Genomic DNA, 2,942 nt, shown 5'->3' on the forward strand with positions numbered 1-2,942 from the left:
AACTCACGTCGAATGCCATCCTCGCCTGGTCGAAAGATCACAAGGTCGAATGGCACTACATCGCGCCAGGAAAGCCGATGCAGAATGGCTATGTCGAGAGTTTCAACGGGCGGATGCGCGACGAGCTGCTCAACGAAAGCCTGTTCTTCGGCCTCGATCATGCCCGAAGCGCCATTGCTGAATGGGCGGATGATTACAACCATTTCCGGCCGCACTCATCGCTCGGATACCAAACCCCGGCAGACTTTGCCGGGACCATCGCCGCAACCGGCTCCAACGCTACGCAAGATGAAAGCTTCGCGTTTCCGCCGGTTGCTCACACCGCGCCACTTGGCGTATTCAAAACCACCGAGGCTCTAATCGCCGCCGGATGAAAGTTCAGTGGCAGGTCAACTGTCCTCACACGGAAATCCGAATAGCCTCTAGTTTCCACTCGATGCGAAATCGAATAACATCCTTCTTTATTACAGATGGTCAAAGAGAGCATTAGAGATGTCTGTGCAGCCGATCTACTCCGGGCTCACGAGGGCTGTTGCCTTAGGCATTCTGCTGATTTTTCCCGCTGTTTTCTTTGTTTCCTGTTCGACGGTCGGCGGACCTAGCGATCAATCTCGTCCTGTAACCGCAAGCAAATCGACAGATCCCGCTAAAGACAAAGCGGCAAACCGTCGGCGGTGGGAAGAGAGAGTTCAACGCGATAATGAGTTAGCTCCGAGCGGATCGATGCCGGGTTACTATGGCTCTTTCGGTCCTCGTTTCAGTTGGTGAGCGATAGATTTGCAGAGGACTGCCCTGCCTCGGGCGTGACGCTCAGGGTCAAGGGTCGGAATTCTCATTAGGCCTTGGTTCGCTCTTGGTCCCAAGCCGACTTTGACGATAGGACCATGGAAAGGCGGCTTCGCGCGCCCATAATGGTCATCGAGCCACCCGTCGCTGTTGCTGCAAAGCGGACATGACGCAGTGACAACGCGGGTCGCAGTTGCGCCAAAAGCCGCCATTCCGCCCCATACAGGTGATTAGATCACGAATTCCTCCTCGTACGTCTGTGGCTCGGGAACGACTGTAACCTCCACCGGAACGATCCAATTGGCCGCGTAGCTCTCGCAGTCGGAACGCTGGAGGTCGGGCTGCACGCACCCCGCCCCATCGATCGCGCGACATCGCAGTATATGTCGCCCCACTTCTTCAGGGGTCCACATGTACTCCCAAAAGCGCCATGCAAAGGGATGTTCTGTTTCGAGGAGCCTTCCCTCGCGCCAGCCCCGGCCATCTCCGGTACAGACCTGTACCTGCCGGATAGCAGCCTCTCCGCTCCAGGCGGCTCCGAAAATCCGGTACGGTTGGCCGACGATGAGATGCTCCCCCTGTACGGGACGCGCGATCTGCGCTTTGACCTCCATCTCCGCAAGGGGGACCAGCCTGGGTTCCCCGAGGCTGCGCTCCCAACGGAAATAGTCGCGCGCCTGCCAGTAGCCAAGGAACGGTTGCTCCACAACCGTGATATGCGTGATCCACTTGACCCAAGCCATGCCGAACCAGCCACCCACGACCGCGCGTAGCGGGTAGCCGTGATCGCGCGTCAACGGCTCCTCGTTCATCGAATAGGCAAGGATCGTGCTGTCAGCGATGGCCTTCTCAAGCGGTAAACTGCGCGCAAAAGCGATGGGGCCGGGAGAAGCCGTTTTCTTGTTCGTGTCGACGACGCCGCTGTCGGCGCCTACGAGCAGAACCTCACGTGCGGTTCGCTTAACGCCCGCCATTTCCAAAATCTCGCGCAGAAGAACACCTGTCCACGCGGCATTGCCGACGGCTCCGTTCTGCCACTGCAACCCCTCCTTCGGCGGCACATAGTAGACGCGCCCGTTCCCTGCGCACTCGACGACGGCGGTGAAAGTCGTGCTCCGCATCGCCTTGATGCTGTCGAGGTCAAGTTCGATCGGCCGCTCCACCGCCCCGCCAACGCGCAATCTCCAGTCTCGCACATCGAGGTCCGGCGACGGGAAATGGTTTCGCACGAAGAACAGCTCGGTTGGGATCAGCCAATCGGAGAGCGACGCAAACGGAAACTCGATGTTCTGTGGAGATTTCTGTCGAACTATTAGACTGGGTTGCTGTGGTGTCGGCATCGTCCTCGTCTCCCCTTTCAAGAGCACAACGTCGGCTCTCGGTCGCGCGAATTCCGGTTCGATCACACCGCCCCTCGCAGTGCGTCTGTCGCATTCCGCCTTCGGGCCACATTCTAGCACATACCGCACGTTCCTCGAATCGGCCTCGAACGGCAGCAAAAGGCCGGAAATCACCGGATGAGCGGCTACTCCATCGAGTTTTTCAACGATATCGGCGCGAAGCAACCGTAGCGTGTGAACTGCGCGAGGCCGGCCCGCTGGTCGGCTTGTGGTACCACATCTCCGACAGCGGATGCAGCGTTTCACTCTATCGTCACTCATTGACGTGGACATACTTCACCACAATAAGGTCAAGCCGAAAAATGTGGTAAGCGCCACCGAAACAACAACAGGAGTGTAATAGTGAGTGAACCGACCGTGGCAGATGCAATCAACCGCATTTATGAATCGCTCCAAGCGGACAATGCCGACATCGACTTGCATATCGCGAATCTCAAGGCAGCCTTGACGCGGGCGGGTTTGACGGAAGCTGTATTCGACCCGGCTAGGCTTGCGCATAACAATCGTTCTGGCAGAAAACTTATGCAGGCCTACTTTCGGCAGCGTGGCGTGACGGTGAAATTCACCGCCTCGTGAGGCCTTCCAACGACGTTAGGCGGGCCGCAATATACGCCGACCGGATCACCCTCAATGAGGCCTGATTGTTGCATTCCGTCCTGATTTGGCTCTGACTCACATTTGCTGCTGTTGCGGACGACGCTTTTGCTGATTCATCGGAGGATCAGCTTATGCAACAACGATTTCAGCGCGCGAGCC

3 protein-coding genes are annotated in these 2,942 nt (G+C 57.7%); 2 read left to right on the top strand and 1 reads right to left on the bottom strand.

The genetic code is table 11. The features are described 5' to 3' along the window. The coding region (locus GA0061102_RS32390) for an integrase core domain-containing protein (protein WP_139115143.1) at positions 1 to 374 on the top strand (374 nt) is incomplete at its 5' end. 642 nt (positions 375 to 1,016) lie between these two features. Here GA0061102_RS32390 and GA0061102_RS32395 read toward each other — a convergent pair. Next, complete coding sequence (locus GA0061102_RS32395) at positions 1,017 to 2,126, bottom strand: sulfite oxidase (RefSeq protein WP_245298213.1); 1,110 nt, start codon at positions 2,124 to 2,126, stop codon at positions 1,017 to 1,019. 399 nt (positions 2,127 to 2,525) lie between these two features. On the opposite strand from GA0061102_RS32395, the gene GA0061102_RS32400 reads away from it, so the two are divergent. Continuing rightward, positions 2,526 to 2,762 (top strand): hypothetical protein, encoded by a 237-nt coding sequence (locus GA0061102_RS32400; protein WP_092856871.1) that lies wholly within the window; start codon positions 2,526 to 2,528, stop codon positions 2,760 to 2,762. Positions 2,763 to 2,942: the final 180 nt, after the last annotated feature.

The organism is Martinezella miluonensis, assembly GCF_900094545.1.
Lineage (GTDB): Bacteria > Pseudomonadota > Alphaproteobacteria > Rhizobiales > Rhizobiaceae > Rhizobium > Rhizobium miluonense.